The sequence below is a fragment of the Pseudomonas sp. NFX5 genome (genome assembly GCF_049132125.1).
GTDB lineage: Bacteria > Pseudomonadota > Gammaproteobacteria > Pseudomonadales > Pseudomonadaceae > Aquipseudomonas > Aquipseudomonas marginalis.
The window spans coordinates 372703-390429 of the sequence record NZ_JAFMZG010000035.1 but is presented as its reverse complement, the minus strand read 5'-3'; the positions used below and the strand labels follow the sequence as shown (position 1 = coordinate 390429).

The 17727-nt window shown below is 62.4% G+C and carries 15 protein-coding genes; 3 read left to right on the top strand and 12 right to left on the bottom strand.

Annotation, left to right across the window (positions count from 1 at the left end):
- Positions 1-114 precede the first annotated feature (114 nt).
- The 7 genes from araH to J1N02_RS26325 are packed head-to-tail and all read right to left on the bottom strand — an operon-like array spanning position 115 to position 8438.
- Positions 115-1083, bottom strand: a complete 969-nt coding sequence (araH, locus tag J1N02_RS26355; protein ID WP_027607587.1) for an L-arabinose ABC transporter permease AraH — start codon at positions 1081-1083, stop codon at positions 115-117.
- A 9-nt stretch (positions 1084-1092) separates the two neighbouring features.
- Entirely contained in the window at positions 1093-2595 is a 1503-nt protein-coding gene (gene araG / locus J1N02_RS26350; protein WP_421147987.1) for an L-arabinose ABC transporter ATP-binding protein AraG, read from the bottom strand.
- Complete coding sequence (locus J1N02_RS26345; protein WP_065926374.1) at positions 2592-3599, bottom strand: substrate-binding domain-containing protein; 1008 nt, start codon at positions 3597-3599, stop codon at positions 2592-2594. The genes araG and J1N02_RS26345 overlap by 4 nt, the downstream gene beginning before the upstream one ends.
- A 37-nt stretch (positions 3600-3636) precedes the next feature.
- The gene (locus tag J1N02_RS26340) at positions 3637-4500 is read right to left on the bottom strand and encodes an SMP-30/gluconolactonase/LRE family protein (RefSeq protein WP_419480233.1); all 864 of its coding nucleotides are present in this window, start codon (positions 4498-4500) and stop codon (positions 3637-3639) included.
- Between the two features lie 16 nt (positions 4501-4516).
- Entirely contained in the window at positions 4517-6097 is a 1581-nt protein-coding gene (locus J1N02_RS26335; protein ID WP_421147986.1) for an aldehyde dehydrogenase (NADP(+)), read from the bottom strand.
- 10 nt (positions 6098-6107) lie between these two features.
- Positions 6108-7100, bottom strand: coding sequence for an AraD1 family protein (araD1, locus tag J1N02_RS26330; protein ID WP_092359072.1), 993 nt, complete (start codon positions 7098-7100; stop codon positions 6108-6110).
- Between the two features lie 15 nt (positions 7101-7115).
- On the bottom strand, positions 7116-8438 hold the full coding sequence (locus tag J1N02_RS26325; protein WP_421147985.1) for an MFS transporter: 1323 nt from the start codon (positions 8436-8438) through the stop codon (positions 7116-7118).
- A gap of 192 nt (positions 8439-8630) precedes the next feature.
- On the opposite strand from J1N02_RS26325, the gene J1N02_RS26320 reads away from it, so the two are divergent.
- Together J1N02_RS26320 and J1N02_RS26315 are read left to right on the top strand one after the other, a co-directional pair.
- Positions 8631-10367 carry an IlvD/Edd family dehydratase gene (locus J1N02_RS26320; protein WP_027603618.1) on the top strand — a complete coding sequence of 579 codons (1737 nt, stop codon included), beginning with the start codon at positions 8631-8633 and terminating at the stop codon, positions 10365-10367.
- A gap of 48 nt (positions 10368-10415) precedes the next feature.
- Complete coding sequence (locus tag J1N02_RS26315) at positions 10416-11138, top strand: FadR/GntR family transcriptional regulator (protein ID WP_027603617.1); 723 nt, start codon at positions 10416-10418, stop codon at positions 11136-11138.
- A 202-nt stretch (positions 11139-11340) separates the two neighbouring features.
- Here the strand turns inward: J1N02_RS26315 and J1N02_RS26310 are convergent, their stop codons facing one another.
- Together J1N02_RS26310 and J1N02_RS26305 are read right to left on the bottom strand one after the other, a co-directional pair.
- Complete coding sequence (locus J1N02_RS26310; protein ID WP_421147984.1) at positions 11341-13467, bottom strand: TonB-dependent siderophore receptor; 2127 nt, start codon at positions 13465-13467, stop codon at positions 11341-11343.
- 281 nt (positions 13468-13748) lie between these two features.
- Positions 13749-14840, bottom strand: a complete 1092-nt coding sequence (locus J1N02_RS26305; protein WP_027603613.1) for an NADH:flavin oxidoreductase/NADH oxidase — start codon at positions 14838-14840, stop codon at positions 13749-13751.
- A gap of 78 nt (positions 14841-14918) precedes the next feature.
- On the opposite strand from J1N02_RS26305, the gene J1N02_RS26300 reads away from it, so the two are divergent.
- On the top strand, positions 14919-15230 hold the full coding sequence (locus tag J1N02_RS26300) for an ArsR/SmtB family transcription factor (RefSeq protein ID WP_027603612.1): 312 nt from the start codon (positions 14919-14921) through the stop codon (positions 15228-15230).
- Positions 15231-15238: 8 nt separating this feature from the next.
- Here J1N02_RS26300 and J1N02_RS26295 read toward each other — a convergent pair whose 3' ends face one another.
- The 3 genes from J1N02_RS26295 to J1N02_RS26285 are packed head-to-tail and all read right to left on the bottom strand — an operon-like array spanning position 15239 to position 17615.
- Positions 15239-15697: a metallophosphoesterase family protein gene (locus J1N02_RS26295; protein ID WP_027603611.1), complete on the bottom strand. Its 459-nt coding sequence runs from the start codon at positions 15695-15697 to the stop codon at positions 15239-15241.
- Positions 15694-16740: a GGDEF domain-containing protein gene (locus J1N02_RS26290; RefSeq protein WP_027603610.1), complete on the bottom strand. Its 1047-nt coding sequence runs from the start codon at positions 16738-16740 to the stop codon at positions 15694-15696. Before J1N02_RS26290 ends, J1N02_RS26295 begins: the two co-directional genes overlap by 4 nt.
- Complete coding sequence (locus J1N02_RS26285; RefSeq protein WP_223841678.1) at positions 16725-17615, bottom strand: hypothetical protein; 891 nt, start codon at positions 17613-17615, stop codon at positions 16725-16727. The genes J1N02_RS26290 and J1N02_RS26285 overlap by 16 nt, the downstream gene beginning before the upstream one ends.
- Between the last annotated feature and the right edge of the window lie 112 nt (positions 17616-17727).

Here is a 17727-nt window from a genome sequence, read left to right as displayed (position 1 = left end):
GCCCTGAAACCCGCGACCCGGTTCAGCCTGGAAGAATGCAGTGACTGTGTTGGGGCCGCTTCGCGCCCCAGCGCGGGGCAAGCCCGCTCACTACAACCGGCTTGTTTACCACCATCAGCGTTGTTTCATGCGGTCGATGACCACCGCCAGCAGCAGGATCGAACCGCGGATCACATACTGGTAGAAGGTGTCGATGTTCTTCAGGTTCATCGCGTTCTCGATGATCGCCAAAATCAACACCCCGGCGATCACGTGACGGATCATGCCGATGCCGCCGCTCAGCGACACCCCGCCCAGCACGCAGGCGGAGATCACCGTCAGCTCGAAGCCCTGGCCGATCATCGGCTGGCCCGAGGTCATGCGCGAGGCGAGGATCACCCCGGCCAATGCGCCGATCAGGCCGTGCACGGCGAAGATCAGGATCTTGGTGCGGTCGACATTCACCCCCGCCAGCAACGCCGCTTCCGGGTTGCCGCCGATGGCCATGGTGTTGCGCCCGTAGGTGGTGTAGTTGAGCAGCCAGCCGAAAAACAGGAAGCACACGATGGTGATCAGGATCGGCACCGGTACGCCCAACAGTTGGCCGTTACCGAAGATAAAGAACTGGTCCTGGGATACGCCCACCGCCTTGCCGTCGGCAAAGATATAGGCCAGGCCGCGCACGATCTGCATGGTCGCCAGGGTGGTGATCAACGCATTGACCCGCAGCTTGGCGATCACGATGCCGTTGATCAGCCCCACGATCAGGCCCATCAGCAACGCCGCGCCGATGCCCAGCATGACGCTGTCGGTGTCGCGCATCACAATCGCCGCCACCACGCCGGCGCAGGCGATCACCGAGCCCACCGACAGGTCGAAGTGCCCCGATGCCAGGCAGAATAGCATGGTGCAGGCGGCAATGCCCACGGTGGAAATCGCCAGGCCCAGGCCACGCATGTTCAACGGCGAAAGGAAGTTATCGATGAGCAAGGCGCACAGGACAAAGATGCCCACCGCCGCCAGCAGCATCGCCCAGTTGTCGAGCAGTGCGCGCATATCGAGGGGTTTGCGTGCCGTCGGCAGCGCGTTGTTTTGAGTGGTCATGGTCTTCTCTCAGTTCGCCAGGCCGCGCGGCAGGGCCAGTTGCAGCAGGTTGGATTCGGTCGCGTGTTCACGGGTCTGTTCGCCGCGCATCGCGCCTTCGCACAGCACCAGGATGCGGTCGGAGATGCCCATCACTTCCATGAGGTCGCTGGACACCACGATCACCGCAATGCCCTGGGCCGCGAGGTTATGGATAATCTGGTAGATCTCGGCCTTGGCGCCGATGTCGATGCCGCGAGTCGGCTCGTCCAGCAGCAGGACCTTCATCGGCATCGACAGCCAGCGGCCGAGAATGGCTTTCTGCTGGTTGCCGCCGGACAGGTACATGATCTTTTGCGCGGCGGTCGGGGTTTTGACCTTCATTGCCTTGATCTGCTGGTCGGCATTACCCTTCTCCCAGCCATCGCGCAGTAACCAGCCGAACGAAGAGTGGGCGCCACGGGCGCTGATATTGATGTTCTCGGCGACGCTGGACAGCGGAATGATGCCTTCCTTCTTGCGGTCTTCCGGGCACAGCAGTACACCGGCGGCGATGGCGTCGCGGGGCGAGCGCAGTTGCAGGGCCTCCCCACATAACTCAAGGCTGCCGGCGCTGGCGCGCTCCAAGCCGCTGAGCAAACGGAACAGCTCCGTGCGCCCTGCCCCGACCAAGCCGAACAGGCCGAGAATCTCGCCCTTGCGTACCTCAAAACTGACCGGCTCACGCAAACCCGGCCCCAACAAACCGTCGACCTTGAGCGCCACCTCGCCGTGCTCGCGCGGGCGGTAGTCGTAGATGTCCTGGATGTCGCGACCGACCATGCAGGTCACCAACTGGTCGTGGGTCAGCGCGCTCATGTCATCGAAGGTGCGCACGTAGCGGCCGTCCTTGAACACCGTCACCGCGTTGCAGATGCGGAACACTTCTTCCATGCGGTGCGACACGTAGAGCACCACTTTGCCCTCGTCCCGCAGGCGCGCGATGATCGCCATCAAGCGGTCGATCTCCCGCGCCGACAGGCTGCTGGTGGGTTCGTCGAAGGCAATCACATGGGCGCCACGGGACAGCGCCTTGGCGATTTCCACCAGTTGCCGCTGGCCCAGGGACAGGCGCCCGAGTTTTTCCTCGGGGTCGATTTCATCCGCCAGGCCCTTGAGGCAAGCCAGGGCCTGCTTGCGCAGCAGGCCCCGGTTGACCACGCCGAAGCGCGAGGGCAAATGCCCGAGGAACAGGTTTTCCGCGACGGTCATTTCCGGCACCAGATGCAGCTCCTGGTGGATCACCGCCACGCCGCTGGCGATGCTGTCGGCGGCGCATTTGAACGCCATGGTCTGCGCGCCGATCTGCACCGTGCCGCTGCTGGGGATATAGGCGCCGCCGAGGATCTTCAGCAGCGTCGACTTACCGGCACCGTTCTCGCCCATCAGGGCGTGTACCTGCCCCGGGTGGGCGGTGAAGCTGATGCCGTCCAGCGCCTTGACCCCGGGAAAGGTCTTGCCGATAGCGTCGAAACGCAGGGCTGCCGCCGTCATTTCCACAGCCCGATCTTGGTCAGTTCTTCCTGGAAGTTGGCGCGGGTGATCAGGGTCACTTCATCCATGGCCGTGTACTTCGGCGGTTCGGTGCCCTTGGTGACCCACTCGTACATCATCAGCGCAGTGTTGTAGCCCTCGATGTGCGGGCTTGGCAGCATGGAGCCGAAGAAGCCGCTGTTGGCCTTCTTCAATTCGCCGATGGCGTCGGTGCCATTGATACCGATACCGATCACATTGGCCGCAGCGAAGCCGGCGCTTTCGGTGGCGCGCACGCCGCCGAGCACGGTGTTGTCGTTCATGCCGCCGATGATCAGGTTTTTCGCACCGCTGGGCAGCTTGACCAGGGCCGAGTTGGTGGCGTCCATACTGCCGGGGACGTCGAGGGTTTTCAGTGCGGCGGTGAGGATGTGGTCTTTAGGGATGCCGGCTTCTTCGAGGGATTTGATCGAGCCGTCGGTGCGTTTCTTGCCGGTGTCGAGTTCATTGAAGGTGTTGATCACCGCGTAGGTGTCCTTCCAGTCCCAACCGCGTTTTTTCGCCTCGGCGGCCATGGCCGCGCCCTGTTTCTGGCCGACTTCAAAGGCGGCCATGCCCAGGTACGGCACGTCCTCCATGAAGTTGCCCTTGGCATCGACAAAGCGGTCATCCACGGCAATCACTTTCAAGCCGTTGGCCTTGGCCTTGGCGACGATCGCCGGGCCCAGGGACACATCCGGCGGGCAGATCACAAAGCCCTTGGCGCCGTTGGCGGCCAGGCTGTCGATGGCCGAGAGGGTTTTCTCGCCATCGGGCACGGCGATCTTGATCACGGTAAAGCCATGCTCCTTGCCGGCTTTTTCGGCAAAGGCCCATTCGGTCTGGAACCACGGTTCCTCGGCCTGCTTGACCAGGAAACCGATCTTCACTTCTTCAGCGGCCAGCAACAGCCCGCTCAAGCTCATGGCCGAGACCGCCACAGCGGCGCAGCACAGGGAACGGATACCACGACGACGATGATTCATACGGGTGACTCCTTGTTGTTGTTTTTAAGTCTTGGGGTTAACCGGCAAAGCGATGGCAAGGCATGCCGGGTACATCGACTTCGATGGCCAGCACCGCGCCGTCCAGAGGGTGATCCAATGGGCTGGCGGCGCTGGTGATATACAAAGTGGTGAGGTTGGGGCCACCGAATACGCAACTGGTGGGGCGACTCACGGGCAACTCGATAATGCGGTCCACCTCCCCCTCGGGCGTCAGGCGCAGCAAGCAACTGCCGTCCCAACGGGCGTTCCAGATGTAGCCTTGACTGTCCATGGCCGAGCCATCCGGCCCGCCGCGCAAGTGCGGCCCGAACCACGGCGTTGCGGGCTCGAGTTGGCCGTCGGCCTGGATCGAATACTGGTAGAGCGTGGCGTCCAGGCTGTCGCCGAAATGCACCTGGCGGCCGTCCTCGCTCCACAGCAAGGTGTTGGGAATACCCAGGCCGTGGAGCAACGGCGTGACCTGGGCATCCGCATCGATGCGAAACAGGCCGCCGGAGCGCCGCGTGATCGGCAGGTCTTCGCCGTGTTCGCCGATGTTGTTCTGCATGGTGCCCAGCCACAGGCGGCCCTGGGCATCGCAGCGCGCTTCATTGCCACGGTTGCCCGGTTGCGGGTCGGCCACGCACAGCAGGGTCAGGGCTTCGGTGGCCAGGTCCAGGCGGTAGACACCGCTGCTCAGGGTCACCAGCGCATCACCGCGTTCACACGGGATAAACGCCGAAACGTGCTCGGGCAACTGCCAGATCTGCAACTGCCCGCCCATCAGGCGCAGGGCCTGTTTGCCGGCGATATTCACCCAATACAGTGCCTGGGTGGGCGCGTCCCAGAACGGACCTTCGCCCAACTGAGCACGGTGCGGAGTAACGGCGATGCACGACATGTTGCCTCCTGATTATTTACAGCGAGTCGCGGGATGGCGTGCCATCCACCAGGCGCTGGATGCGCAGGGGGTTGGCGTTTTTCAACGCGTCGGGCAGCAGGCTGTCAGGGTAGTTCTGGAAGCACACCGGACGCAGGAAACGGTCGATGGCCAAGGTGCCGACCGAGGTGCCACGGGCATCCGACGTCGCTGGATAGGGGCCGCCATGCACCATCGAGTCGCAGACTTCAACGCCGGTCGGGTAGCCGTTGAGCAGGATGCGCCCGACTTTCTGTTCCAGCAGCGGCGTGAGTTCGGCGAACTGTTGAAAGTCTGCCGGTTCGCCAATGATCGTCGCCGTGAGCTGGCCGTGCAGGCCGTGCAAGGCGGCGCTGAGTTGGGCTTGATCAGCCACTTCGACAAACACCGTGGTAGGACCGAAGACTTCTTCCTGCAGCACTTCATCGCCCTCGAGCAACAAGCGCACATCGGCCTTGAACAGCTGCGGTTGCGCCTGATTGCCCGCCTGGGTGCTACCGGCCACATGCTGAATGCCAGGATGCGCCAGGAGTTTTTCCAGGCCTTTGCCGTAGCTGCTCAGGGTGCCGGCATTGAGCATGGTTTGCGCCGGTTGCTCACCGATCAATTGGGCGACCTGTTGGGTAAACGCAGTGAACTGCGGCGAGGCGATACCGATCACCAGGCCAGGGTTGGTGCAGAACTGGCCGCAGCCTTGCACCACCGATGCGGTCAGATCCCGTGCGACCGCTTCCGCCCGCGCTTGCAGGGCCTGGGGCAGCACGATCACCGGGTTGATGCTCGACATCTCGGCAAACACCGGGATCGGCTGCGGGCGCGCCGCGGCCATATCGCACAAGGCGCGACCGCCCTTGAGCGAGCCGGTAAAGCCCACTGCCTGGATCGCCGGGTGCTTGACCAGCGCCTCGCCGACGCCGCCGCCGAAGATCATGTTGAATACACCCGCCGGCATCTCGATTGCTTCTGCCGCACGAATGATTGCATTGGCCACCTGTTCAGCCGTGGCCATATGCCCGCTGTGGGCCTTGAATACCACCGGGCAACCGGCCGCCAGCGCCGCTGCGGTATCGCCGCCGGCGGTGGAAAACGCCAGGGGGAAGTTGCTCGCGCCAAACACGGCCACCGGGCCCAGGCCAATGCGGTATTGGCGCAGGTCCGGGCGTGGCAGTGGCTGGCGATCGGGTAACGCCTTGTCGATACGCGCACCATAAAAATCACCGCGACGCAGCACCGTGGCGAACAGGCGCATCTGGCCGCTGGTACGCCCGCGCTCGCCTTTGATACGTGCGGCGGGCAGCGCGGTTTCGCGGCAGACCAGCTCGATGAAGTGATCGCTCAGGCCATCCAGCTCGTCAGCGATCGCGTCCAGGAACTGCGCACGGCGCGCGGCACTCAACGCACGGTAAGCCGGATACGCCGCGGCGGCGGCCTTGGCAGCGGCGTCGACTTCTTCCGGCGTGGCCTGGTAGAAATCCTGCGGCAAGGTTTCGCCCGTGCTGGCATCGACGCTGTGCAGCTTGACGCTGCCGTTGGCGCTGCGCTGGCCGCCGATGTAGTTGTGGCCGAGGAACTGGGTCATGTTGATCTCCTTAAAGGGGGGTGACTTGGCCGGGTTCAAAGGCCGCCTCGCTGCTGCCGACACCATTGACCAACGGCGCGCCGAACTCGGCCTGGCTGATCTCGAACACATCGCCCGGTTGGGTACGTATACCATCGGCGAATGACAGCGTGGCGGTGCCGAAGAAGTGAATGTGCACATCGCCCGGCTTGAGGAACTGGCGGTATTTGAAGTGGTGGTACTCGAGGTTTTCCAGGCTGTGGCACATATTGGCCTCGCCACTGAGGAATTCGTTCCGCCAGATTTCCTCGCCGTTACGCAGGATGCGGCTGGTGCCGGCCAGGTGCTGGGGCAACTCGCCCACGCGCAGTTCGGGGCCGTAGCTGCAACTGCGCAGCTTGGAATGGGCCAGGTACAGGTAGTTCTTGCGCTCCATGATGTGGTCGGAGAACTCGTTGCCCACTGCAAAACCCAGGCGATAGGGCTGGCTGTCCGGGCCGATCACATACAGGCCGCCGATTTCCGGTTCTTCACCGGCGTCTTCGGCAAACGGTGGCACCGGGAAGGCTTCGCCTGGGCGCACGACGATGCTGCCGTCGCCCTTGTAGAACCATTCCGGTTGCACGCCAGCCTGGCCGGCAGCGGGCTTGCCGCCCTCGACGCCCCATTTGAAGATGCGCATGGTGTCGGTCAAGGCGCTCTCATCGCCGGCCTGCTGGTGCATTTTGTCCCGCGCCGAGGCACTGCCCAGGTGGGTCAGGCCGGTGCCGCTGATGAGCATATGGGCCGGGTCCGGGTGGTCCAGCGGCGGCAAAATCTTCAGGTCGGCCAACAGTGCGGCGTAGTCATGGCTGTCGCCCAGGCCCAGGCTCTCGACCTGCTGCTGCAACTTGACGCCCGCCTCGATGGCGGCCAGCGCCAGTTCGCGCACGCTGCGCGCGGTACGCACTTCGCGCACTGTGGCGCCTTCTACAACGCCGACCCGGCGTTCACCGTTGCTTGACTCGAACTGAACTAAACGCATCAGACTTCTCCCAGATTAAGTACGTGTGGCGCCACGGGCGCTGGCGGCGAATTGATCGGCGGGCAGTACGTGCTTGCGCTCCAGCACGCGGTAGACCACGCCGGTCAGGACCAGCCCGAACACCATGACCGCGGACAGGAAGTACAAGCCCGAGGCGAGGTTGCCGGTGTATTCCTTGAGCGCACCGATCACGAACGGACCGATATAGCCGCCGAGGTTGCCCACCGAGTTGATCAAGGCAATGCCCGCCGCCGCACTGGCGCCGGCAAAGAAGCGCCCCGGCAAGGTCCAGAACACTGCGGTGCAGGAAAACAGCGCAAACGCCGCCAGGCACAGCGCGGCCATTTGCAGCACCGGCACACTCAGCCAGGCGCTGAAGAACAGGCCGATGGCGCCGAGCACATACAGCACCGCCAGGTGGCCGTAGCGATCATTCAAGCGGTCGGAACTGCGCGGGATGATCAGCAGGCCGATGATGCCGAAGATGTACGGCACGGCGGAGATAAAACCGGTGACCAGGTCGGTGCCGCCAAACTGTTTGATCAGGGTCGGCAGCCACAGGCCCAGGCCGTAAATGCTCAGGGTCACCGGCAGGTAGAACAGCGCCAGCAGCAGCACGCGTTTGTCCTTGAGGGCATGCAGCGGGTTGCCGTGGCGGGTCTGGCCGTAGGCTTGCAGGTCTTTGTCCAGCTCGCCGGTGAGCCAGGCCTTTTCGTCGTCGCTCATCCATTTGACCTGCCTGGGGCCATCCGGCAGGTAGCGCAGCACTGGCCAGGTCAGCAGGATCGCCGGGGTGCCGATCACGATGAACAGCCACTGCCAGCCATGCAGGCCGAGGATGCCATCCATGCCCAGCAGGCCGCCGGACACCGGGCCGGTGATCATCATCGCAATCGGTTGGGAGAGGATGAACAGCCCGAGGATCTTGCCGCGATGGCGCACCGGGAACCATTGGGTGATGTAGTACAGGACGCCGGGAAAGAATCCGGCTTCGGCCGCGCCGAGCAGGAAGCGCATCACATAGAAGCTGTGCGGCCCTTGCACGAAGGCCATGCCGATGGTGATCGCGCCCCAGGTGATCATGATCCGCGCAAACCAGCGCCGTGCGCCGAAGCGGTCGAGCATCAGGTTGCTGGGGATCTCGAAGAGGAAGTAGCCAATGAAGAACAACCCCGCGCCCAGGCCATAGGCCGCATCGCCGATACCGACGTCGGCGCCCATGTGCAGCTTGGCAAAACCCACGGCGGAACGGTCCACGTAGGCGATCAGGTACAGCAGGATCAGGAAGGGAATCAGTTTCAGCGTGATGCGCCGAATAAGCCGCAGTTCCTGGCTCATGGGGTCGATCTCCGATTGTTGTTTTTATAGAAGCTCGGGGGACGCCTCTCGCGGAAATCCGCCAGGGTCATACCTCAGTTAAGCCAGACTATATAGTAGGACTATTTGCAAAACAACTCTTCCAAAGCATCGATTTTGCGCTTATGTTTAAGCACGCATAGAACATATAGTCATACAATAAGAGAATCGATCATGTCTGATAAAAAGCCCGGCCTACGCTCCGCCCAGTGGTTTGGTACCGCCGACAAAAACGGCTTCATGTACCGCAGCTGGATGAAGAACCAGGGCATCGCCGACCATCAGTTCCATGGCAAGCCGATCATCGGCATCTGCAATACCTGGTCGGAGCTGACCCCGTGCAACGCGCATTTCCGCCAGATCGCCGAGCACGTCAAACGTGGCGTGATCGAGGCCGGTGGCTTCCCGGTGGAATTCCCGGTGTTCTCCAACGGCGAATCCAACCTGCGCCCCACCGCCATGCTCACCCGCAACCTGGCGAGCATGGACGTGGAGGAAGCCATTCGCGGCAACCCGATTGACGGTGTGGTGCTGCTGACCGGCTGCGACAAGACCACCCCGGCCCTGCTGATGGGCGCCGCCAGTTGCGACGTGCCGGCCATCGTGGTCACCGGTGGGCCGATGCTCAACGGCAAGCACAAGGGCCAGGACATCGGCTCGGGTACCGTGGTGTGGCAGCTCAGCGAACAGGTCAAGGCCGGCACCATTACCCTGGATGATTTCCTCGCGGCCGAAGGCGGCATGTCGCGTTCGGCGGGCACCTGCAACACCATGGGTACTGCGTCGACCATGGCCTGCATGGCCGAGGCACTGGGCACGTCCCTGCCCCACAACGCGGCGATCCCGGCGGTGGATGCGCGGCGTTATGTGTTGGCCCATATGTCCGGCATGCGTGCGGTGGAGATGGTGCGCGAAGACTTGAAGCTGTCGAAGATCCTCACCAAGGAAGCGTTTGAAAACGCCATCCGCGTGAACGCCGCCATCGGTGGTTCGACCAACGCCGTGATCCATTTGAAAGCCATCGCCGGGCGCATCGGTGTCGAGCTCGACCTGGACGACTGGACCCGCATCGGTCGCGGCATGCCGACCATCGTCGACCTGCAACCGTCCGGGCGCTTCCTGATGGAAGAGTTCTACTACGCCGGTGGCCTGCCCGCCGTGCTGCGTCGTCTTGGTGAAGCCAACCTGATTCCGCACCCGAACGCCTTGACCGTCAACGGCAAGACCCTCGGCGAGAACACCAAGGACTCGCCGATCTACGGCCAGGACGAAGTGATCCGCACCCTCGACAACCCGATCCGCGCCGACGGTGGCATTTGCGTGTTGCGCGGCAACCTGGCGCCACTCGGTGCGGTGCTCAAGCCGTCGGCCGCCAGCGCCGAGCTGATGCAGCATCGCGGGCGTGCGGTGGTGTTCGAGAACTTCGACATGTACAAGGCGCGCATCAACGATCCGGAACTGGATGTGGACGCCAACTCGATCCTGGTCATGAAAAACTGCGGGCCCAAGGGTTACCCAGGCATGGCCGAAGTCGGCAACATGGGCTTGCCGGCCAAGCTGCTGGCCCAGGGCGTGACCGATATGGTGCGGATCTCCGATGCGCGCATGAGCGGCACCGCCTACGGCACCGTGGTCTTGCACGTGGCGCCGGAAGCCGCGGCAGGTGGACCGTTGGCCACGGTGAAGGAAGGTGACTGGATCGAACTCGATTGCGCCAACGGTCGCCTGCACCTGGACATCCCCGACGCAGAGCTGGCGGCGCGCATGGCCGACCTGAAACCGCCGCAGAACCTGATCGTCGGCGGCTACCGCCAGCTGTATATCGACCATGTGCTGCAGGCCGACCAGGGTTGCGACTTTGACTTCCTGGTGGGTTGCCGTGGTGCTGAAGTCCCCCGGCATTCCCACTAATTGGGATGCTATGATGCCGCGAATTTAAGTCGGAGCATCCCTGTCGTTATGGATCACCAGCCGTCCAAGCCGCGCAAGAGCATGCATGCCCAGATCGTTCAGGACTTGGGCATGCACATCGTTTCAGGTCGCTTCAAGCCCGAAGAACGGCTGCCCATGGAGGCCACGCTGTGCGAGGAGTACAAGGTCAGCCGTTCGGTGTTGCGCGAAGCGACCCGGGTGCTCAGCGCCAAGGGCCTGGTGTATTCCAAGCCACGGGTGGGTGCAGTGGTGCGGCCGCGCTTGAAATGGCACCTGCTCGACCCGGACGTATTGTCCTGGTTGATGCAGTCCACGCCCCACAGTGAATTCTTCAATACCCTGGCCGGTGTGCGGCGCATCCTCGAGCCGGAGATCGCCGCCATGGCCGCGACCACCGCCACCGATGAAGACATCGCCACCATCGAAAAAGCCTACCAGGGCATGGAAACCGCGCAGACCCACGAACAGCTGCTGCAGGCCGACCTGGACTTCCACCGCGCCATTGCCGATGCCACCCGTAACGACCTGCTCGCCTATATGTGCAACATGCTGTCGTTGCCGCTGCGCGAGTCGATCAACATCACCAACCGCCGCCCGGACATCCAGGGCCTGAGCCTGCCCCGGCACAAGGCGATCCTCACCGCGATCCAGAACCGCGACGCCCTCGGCGCGCGGCATGCGTCGCTGGTGCAGCTGGATGACACGCGGGTGGCGTTGGATACGGTGATGAATGTGCTGACGCCGTTGTAATGTAAACGTAGTCAAATGTGGGAGGGGGCTTGCTGTGGTGAGCGGGCTTGCCCCGCGTTGGGCTGCGAAGCAGCCCCAATACAGTCACTGCATTCTTTCAGGCTGAACCGGGTCGCGGGTTTTAGGGCCGCTTCGCGCCCCAACGCGGGGCAAGCCCGCTCACCACAGCAAGCCCGCTCCCACACTGGCACTGTGCAGGCCGTTAGAGGGTGTAGGCGATCCCTACCTGCACCGTGCGCGGTTCACCTGGGTAGGCGTACACATTGCCGAACGCACCTTCTTCATACTCTCGATTAAACAGGTTTTTCACGTCCAGGTTCAGCCGCACCTTGTCGTTGACCTTGTAGTAGCTGAGCAGGTCGACCACGGTGTAGGCGTCCATCGAGAAGGCGTTGTTGGCGGTCTGCCCGGCCCGTTCATCCACATACTTGCTACCCGCGCCGAGGCCCAGGCCCTTGAGGGCGCCGTCCTGGAACTCGTAGACGTTGAGCAGGCTGAAGCTGTTGCGCGGGATGTTCAGCAAGCGCGTGCCGCTGCGCAGGGTGTTGTCCTTGGTCACTTCGGCATCCACGTAGGCGTAGCCACCGATCACACGCCACTCGGGGGTGATATTGCCCGCCACGTTCAGGTCGAAACCAAGGCTGCGCACCTGGCCGGCGGCGACGCTGAAGGTGGAGTCGAGAGGGTCGGTGGTGAGCACGTTTTTCTTCTCGATCTGGTAGATCGCGGCGTCGACACTCAGTTGACGGTCCAGGGCTTCCCACTTGATGCCCATCTCGTAGGATTTGCCTTTCTCCGGCTCAAAACCACCGCCCTGGCGACTGGCGCCGGTGTTGGGCTTGAACGAACGCGCGGCGTCGGCGTAGACCGCGACGGTGTCGGTGAGGTCGTAGATCACGCCCACGCGTGGGGTGACGGCGTTGTCGCTGGCTTCCCAGCTTTTACCGCCCGGCACGTAGGTGTGGTAGTCGTGCTCGAAGCGCTCGAAGCGTGCGCCGGCGAGCACTTTAAGGCGCTCGGTCAGGGCCACCTGATCCTGCACGAAGGCCGCGTAGGTCTTGAGGTTTTCCTTGTCGTGGGTCGGCGTACGCGTGAGGTTCGGGCGCGCCTGGCCGTAGACCGGGTTGAAGATATCGATTGCATAAGCACCCACTGCGCCGCTGGAGCGCTGGATGATCGACTTGTAGTCGTAGTCTTCGAATTCGACGCCGGTGAGCAAGGTGTGGTCGAAACCACCGGTGGAGAAATGCCCGGTGAGGTTGAGCTGAGTGTCCTTGTCGGTCCACTCCAGTTTGCGGTAGTTGAAGTTGCGGCCCAGGGTGCGACCGTCGGCGGCCAGGCCGTTGGCTTCAATGGCATTGCCTTGCAAGGTGCCGTCCAGCCATTGGAAACCACCGCCCAGGGTCCAGCTGTCATTGAGCAGGTGCTCGAAACGCAGCTGGGCCATGCTGTTGTCGTTGTGCAGTTTGCCGGCGTCTTTTTCACCCCAGAAAGTGTCACGCGAGGCGGTGCCTTTTTGATTGGGGTAGCGCGTCAGGCCACGGTCCAGCGGGTGGTTGTTGCGCATGAAGTCGCCTTCGAAGATCAACTTGGTGTCATCGCTGGCCTGCCAGGTGATCACCGGGGTCACGCCATAGCGTTCGGTTTCGACATGGTCACGGAAGGTGTCACCGCCCTCGCCCACCACGTTCAGGCGATAGGCCAGGCGACCTTGTTCGTCCAGCGGGCCGGAAGCGTCGAGGGTGGCGCGCTGCATGCCCTGGTCATCCAGTTGGCTGCCGAGGGTCACGGTCGGCTCGGCCAGCGGTTGCTTGGACACCACGTTGAAGGTGCCGCCGGGATCGCCACGGCCATACAGCATGGTTGCCGGGCCGCGCAGCACTTCGAGGCGTTCGATGGTGTTGGCGTCGGGCATGTTCGGGTAGCCGCGGTTGATCGGGAAACCGTTGCGGTAGAACTCGCCGGTGGTGAAGCCACGTACGGTGAAGGTGGTGAGCCCCTGGCCGCCGAAGTTGTTGGCACGACCGACGCCACCGGCGTAGTCCAGGGCATCCTGCAAACGGGTGGCGCCGATGTCTTCGACCACATCCTTGGACACGACGCTGATGGACTGCGGGGTTTCATGAATCGAGGTGTCGGTGCGCGTCGCACTCGCCGAACGTGTGGCGTGGTAGCCCTTGACCGGCCCTTGCGCCGTCTCGTAGTCCGCCTCGCCAGTGACATTGGTGGCTTGCAGCTCAAGACTGGCCTTGTCGGCAGGGACAACCTCGGCCCAGGTAAACGGGGAAAACGCCTGAAGCACGCAGAGGGAAATCAGGGTACGACGCATGGATGTTGAACCTAGTGAATGAGCCAGATGGGGCGGCAAACCTGCCAAAAAACGCGGGAATGGTATACCAAGTCATTCGCGTTTGACATAAGTTCTCATTCACTATTTTTCAGGTAACAGCTTTGTATCGATCTGTAGGAAATTGGACGCGAGGCAAATGTGGGAGGGGGCTTGCCCCGATATCGGTGTATCAGTCACAGCAACATCGACTGGTCTACCGCTATCGGGGGCAAGCCCCCTCCCACATTTGGATTTTTATACAACTTTAGAAATGGATCCGATCAGCGATAGCGCTCCAGCCAATGGGCGTAAGGCGCCGGCAAGGTCCAGGAGGATTTCTCCACGCCCAGCTCCTTGGCCGCAAAGTACGCCCAATGCGGGTCAGCCAGGTGCGCACGACCGACCGAGACCAGGTCCAGGTGCCCGGCCTGCAACGCACCTTCCGCCAGTTGCGGCGTGCCAAAGCCCCAGGCCGAGGTCACCGGGATGCCGGCTTCGCGGCGCACGCGCTCGGCGATCGGGCCCATGAAAGCCGGGCCCCACGGGATATTGGTGTCGGGGATGGTGAAACCGACGCTGACGCTCAGCAGGTCCAGGCCGCCGGCCTTGAAGTTGCGGGCCAGTTCGATGGATTCGGTCAGGGTTTGTTCGTCACGGCCGTCGTATTCGATTACACCAAAACGCGCGGTCAGCGGCAGGTTTTCCGGCCAGACCTCGCGCACGGCAGCGAGGGTTTCCAGGAGGAAACGGCTGCGGTTGTCGAAGCTGCCACCGTAGGCGTCGGTGCGCTGGTTGGAATGCTCGGAGAAGAAGCTCTGGCCCAGGTAGCCATGGGCGAAGTGCAGTTCGATCCATTCGAAGCCGGCGTCACGGGCACGGCGGGCGGCGTCGACGAAGTCCTGCTTGACCCGAGCGATGTCGTCCAGGGTCATGGCGCGTGGCACTTGCGGCAGGTTGGCACCGAAGGCGATGGCCGACGGCGCGATGGTTTCCCAACTGCGTGCATCGGAGGCAGGCATATGGTCGTCCCCTTCCCACGGGCGGTTGGCGCTGGCTTTGCGACCGGCGTGGCCGATCTGGATGCCTGGCACCGAGCCGGCGGCCTTGATGGCCTTGACCATGGGCACGAACGCCTGGGCGTGGGCGTCGCTCCAGATACCGGCGCAGCCTGGGGTGATACGCCCCTCAGGCGCTACCGCGGTGGCCTCGACCACCAGCAAACCGGCGCCGCCACGGGCCATGCTGGCCAGGTGCACGAGGTGCCAGTCGTTGACGATGCCGTCATCGGCCATGTATTGGCACATCGGCGGGATGGCGATGCGATTGCGCAGGGTGACGTCTTTGAGTGTGAACGGTTCGAACAAAGCGGGCATTGAGAACTCCGGGAGCGAGTGGATGATTCGATAGTTCGATGGTAATCGAACTATGGTATTCGATGATAGCCCCCTGTTATGATTCGTTTCATGCGAGCCTTTAAACACCCCACCCCGGAAGACCTGACCCTCGAGCGCCTGTTGTACGCGCTGAGTGATCCGGTGCGCCTGGAGATTGTCCGCTGCCTGGCCGGCGTGCCCGAGGCCAGCTGCGGCGAACTGGACGGCGGGCGCCCCAAGTCCAGCATGTCCCACCACTTCCGGGTCCTGCGCGATGCCGGCCTGGTCCACACCCGCAGCGTGGGCACTACCCATATGAATTCATTGCGCGGCGAGGTGCTTGAGGAACGGTTTCCGGGATTGTTGCAGAGCATCCTGACGCAACGATAAAAGCCGGATCAGTCCAGCAGCGCGATCAGCCGCGACTCGATCGTCATGTCCCGCACGTCCAGCACCGCCAACGTCACCGGCAACTTGAAGCGCCGCCGCCCTGCACTGCCGGGGTTTACGTACAGTGTTGCGCCCCGCCATTCGATCAGGGGCTTGTGCGAATGGCCGGTGATCACCAGCCGAGTAGACGTGTCGAGTAAGGCGGGTACGTCGGCGATATCATGCACCACCAGCGTCCGCCATCCGTCCACCTCCAGCATCAGATGATCGGGCACCTGCTCTGCCCACGGCGCGTCCTGGTCATTGTTGCCACGCACCACGTGCAGGGGCGCGATCTGTGCCAATTGCTGAAGAATCTCAGGGCTGCCGATATCACCGGCATGGATGATCTGCCCGCATCCCTGCAAGGCAGCGACAGCCTCAGGGCGCAGCAGGCCGTGGGTGTCGGAAATCACGCCAACTTTCATAGGGCCTCCGGGGTGGACATCGAACGGTGAAACACCGGCGCGCCATCCAAATATACGCGGTCTTTGCCATTGCCCTTGGAGGCGTAGAGATTGCGGTCGGCACGCTTGAGGACCGCCGACATATCGGCCCCGGTCGTAAAGCGCGTCATGCCCGCACTGCAGGTGTAGTGATGGGGCGGCGCGACACTGCAGCGGATCGCTTGCAGCAGGCGCAGCGCGTAATCGGTGGCGAGATCGGGGTCATCGACCAGCAGCAGCACGCCGAACTCCTCGCCGCCAATCCTGCCGAAACTGTGGCTGCCGGGGGTGGATTTCAGGCACGCGGCCATGGCGCAGAGAATCCGGTCGCCGACATCATGGCCGAACTGGTCATTCTTCAATTTGAAACTGTCGATATCCAACATCATGAAGTAACCGGTATCACCGGCCGCAATCAGTTTGGCGAAGCCCTCCATAAAGGCGCGCCGGTTCAGGATGGAGGTCAAGTAATCCGTCTCGGCCAATTCCCGAAACTCACTCTCGACCAGTAACACGGAGCGCAGGTTTTTCAGGTAGTAGACATTCAAGATAAAGCCGATCGACACCGACGCCGCACAAAAAATAAACACATAGGTGTCGACCCCGTCATAAAGGCTCAGCTGAATGTTGGGCCACGTCAGTAACCAGACCAGGGCGGCGCAGACCAGAAAATCCTGGACCACGATAAACAGGATTGCGCTGCTCATCACCAAGGTCACGGCCAGCGGCAAGGCGAACACCTGCAACGCGGGGCGGGTGTGCACCACATAGGCAAAACCTGCGGACAGCAGCACCATGTAGAACCCGCCCAGCGCCCGCCACAGCACATAATGCGTCACCACCCGGTGAACCCCATACACCACGCACAGCCCCAGCGTGACCAGCACCACCGGCCAGCCGAACATCCCCCCACGATCCACCAGCAACACCGCCAGCCAGGCGAAAATCCCGATCAGTTCGGCCTGGGCGATGGCGGGCGACAACAGCCTCTGCATCCGAGGCCTGAGTTTCACATTTGCCGGCATCCCGTCACTCCCTGTGCATGGGTGGCCGGTGTGTCATCGGCATGACTCAGTTGAAGACTGTGCAGGCAGATCGCAAACGAATAGGCCATGAACCGTCTTACCAGCACGACAAAAGGTGGCAGGACCTCAAGTTGCGTCTTGGAATGAATCTTGAAATAGCCCCGCTCGGCCCCCTCTTGCACCAGACGAATGACGTGGGTCTTGGACACCGAAAGTTGCTCAGCGATGGAAAGATAGGACGATGACCTGAAACTTGCGCCCTGGTTATCCCGCGTACACGCATCGTTATAGATCGCCAGCATCAACATATGCCCGGCATCGCGTTTTACCAGCCAATAACAATCCGGTATCAACAGGTCAATGCTCAGGTTACGGCAGAGAAGCACCGAAAACCCTTTGAAATACCGGGCCAGATAGGCGCGATCATCCAACCCGGCCATTGAGGCGCACACCGCGGGTTCGGGGCACATCACGCCCAGCGGCTCGACCATGGACGTGAGCATCGGCCGGATCTCCGCGCAGGCTTGGGACGATGGGCTGAACAGCCGCAGACGGCTGTCGTCCGGATGCCTCGACACCGTCATGAACCCCAGTGCCCTGAACAGCAGGAAGATCGACTCCAGGCTGTTTCGCGAACAGAACCCGCGCGCCACACAAAACGCTTTCACCTCGGACAGCAAGGGGACCGGCTTGGTGAAATACGTGCTCAATAACGTAAAGGACACCATCAAGCGACTGAATTTCAGCGCCGTCTTGTAGAAAAACGGTCTTTTTGAATAGCACTCCAGCAGAGCCGAATAATGGGTACGAATACACCCGTCAAAATCCATATGGCGCTCAAACGCCCGCGCCGACTGTTCAATCGCCAGCTTCAACGAACCACTGCACATGAGAAAGAGCCCTGATCAAACAACTTGGATTCACTGATCTCAATTGCAGCACCGGTAATGGCGTTTTGCCTTGAGCGCAATCTAGCGTGATTAGCTC

What these genes read in the sequence shown, in the direction of transcription:
- araG (WP_421147987.1), bottom strand. Translation starts at nt 2,595, where the DNA reads ATGACGGCGGCAGCCCTGCGTTTCGACGCTATCGGCAAGACCTTTCCC.
- J1N02_RS26295 (WP_027603611.1), bottom strand. Translation starts at nt 15,697, where the DNA reads ATGAAAGTTGGCGTGATTTCCGACACCCACGGCCTGCTGCGCCCTGAG.
- J1N02_RS26315 (WP_027603617.1), top strand. Translation starts at nt 10,416, where the DNA reads ATGGATCACCAGCCGTCCAAGCCGCGCAAGAGCATGCATGCCCAGATC.
- J1N02_RS26305 (WP_027603613.1), bottom strand. Translation starts at nt 14,840, where the DNA reads ATGCCCGCTTTGTTCGAACCGTTCACACTCAAAGACGTCACCCTGCGC.
- J1N02_RS26335 (WP_421147986.1), bottom strand. Translation starts at nt 6,097, where the DNA reads ATGACCCAGTTCCTCGGCCACAACTACATCGGCGGCCAGCGCAGCGCC.
- araH (WP_027607587.1), bottom strand. Translation starts at nt 1,083, where the DNA reads ATGACCACTCAAAACAACGCGCTGCCGACGGCACGCAAACCCCTCGAT.
- J1N02_RS26340 (WP_419480233.1), bottom strand. Translation starts at nt 4,500, where the DNA reads ATGTCGTGCATCGCCGTTACTCCGCACCGTGCTCAGTTGGGCGAAGGT.
- araD1 (WP_092359072.1), bottom strand. Translation starts at nt 7,100, where the DNA reads ATGCGTTTAGTTCAGTTCGAGTCAAGCAACGGTGAACGCCGGGTCGGC.
- J1N02_RS26320 (WP_027603618.1), top strand. Translation starts at nt 8,631, where the DNA reads ATGTCTGATAAAAAGCCCGGCCTACGCTCCGCCCAGTGGTTTGGTACC.
- J1N02_RS26325 (WP_421147985.1), bottom strand. Translation starts at nt 8,438, where the DNA reads ATGAGCCAGGAACTGCGGCTTATTCGGCGCATCACGCTGAAACTGATT.
- J1N02_RS26300 (WP_027603612.1), top strand. Translation starts at nt 14,919, where the DNA reads ATGATTCGTTTCATGCGAGCCTTTAAACACCCCACCCCGGAAGACCTG.
- J1N02_RS26345 (WP_065926374.1), bottom strand. Translation starts at nt 3,599, where the DNA reads ATGAATCATCGTCGTCGTGGTATCCGTTCCCTGTGCTGCGCCGCTGTG.
- J1N02_RS26290 (WP_027603610.1), bottom strand. Translation starts at nt 16,740, where the DNA reads ATGCCGGCAAATGTGAAACTCAGGCCTCGGATGCAGAGGCTGTTGTCG.
- J1N02_RS26310 (WP_421147984.1), bottom strand. Translation starts at nt 13,467, where the DNA reads ATGCGTCGTACCCTGATTTCCCTCTGCGTGCTTCAGGCGTTTTCCCCG.